The following is a 1,213-nucleotide window of genomic DNA, read 5'->3' as shown; positions in this document are numbered from 1 at the left end:
TTTTCTTGCACCCACTTGATCTTTTTCTTACAGCGTTTTAAAAATCAGGTGCGTTAGCCCTGCTGTTTTTCCTTTGTACGGGACAATTTATTAAAAACAGTTCTCATTTAGACTTAGCCGAATACAATTTGCATATTTTGAGAAAGCTTTAGTATTGATTTTGAAATTTGTTAGAAGATCCCTGAGACAATCTAGCCCCAACCGGAAGAAACTCGATTGCGGTCTTTTTTGGTTTCGAAGTTTTTTTAATGGAATGGGTTTTAAAGCGGCTTTCCACTCGCCGATTTTATGGGCCCAAACAAACCCTACTGCAAGCAAAGCGATAAGTCGTTCAATTCGTTTTTGATTGACTATATGGGTTTCCTCAAAACGCCAACCCTTTGACTTTAGCGCACAGAACAGAGTTTCAATTTCCCATCGGCGTAGGTAACATGCAATCGCATTTTTCGGGTGCTTGTTAGTGACTACAATCATTAGTTCATCACGTGAATTTTTACTACCGGCCAAATAAAGTGGTTGGCCAAACATCTGTACTTTCATGCCGAATACGTGTTGTTGATAAGGTGCAAGATGAGAAAATAACTGAGCTGATTTTTTAAACTTTTTTCGACCAATACACACATCCATGTTACCTTTAATTCGCATATAAAATGGGATGTTTTCTTCCACCAACCAGGCAATAAGCCTCTTATTAGGGAACTCACGGTCCGCCAGAACTCCTTGAATTTGCTGTTTGCCAAAGGTATTAACAAATTTTGATAGCAGAGCAACTTGCTCCTTGGCTGTGGTATTGCCTGCTTTATTTAACAGCGTCCAAAATAAAGGAATAGCAATGCCCTCATAACAGACTGATAGCATAAAAATATTGATTTTTGATTTTCCCCAGTACCAATTCGTTCTATCAATCGCTAGATAAACAGGCTGGGTTTCGGAAAAAAATAGATGATATATCCACCGCGAAATGCACGTAAAATCAAATTCAAAGCCTGAAAAAAAACGCTTCACACGTTTATAACGCGACTCAATCAAAGTCCCGCCTTGCATGGCTACTGCAATTTCACTTAAATTTACACTTCGTACAGTGAATAAAGCCAATAACATCTGAGCAAAACAATCTATTCGGGACTTGTGCCAAAGGAGTTCTTCACCTAATATCTCTCGTAACTCGCTGATATATTTCATATTCACACCTTTTCTAGACAAAAAGATTATA

1 protein-coding gene is annotated in these 1,213 nt (G+C 38.3%); it reads right to left on the bottom strand.

What is annotated here, in order from left to right; genetic code table 11:
• Positions 1–90: 90 nt before the first annotated feature.
• On the bottom strand, positions 91–1,213 hold a 1,123-nt coding region (locus Lery_RS10270; protein WP_237759210.1), incomplete at its 5' end, for an IS4 family transposase.

The sequence above is a fragment of the Legionella erythra genome, from assembly GCF_001467615.1.
GTDB classification, from domain to species: domain Bacteria; phylum Pseudomonadota; class Gammaproteobacteria; order Legionellales; family Legionellaceae; genus Legionella_C; species Legionella_C erythra.
Note: the sequence above shows the minus strand (reverse complement) of the source record. Positions and strands in the feature narration are given on the sequence as shown.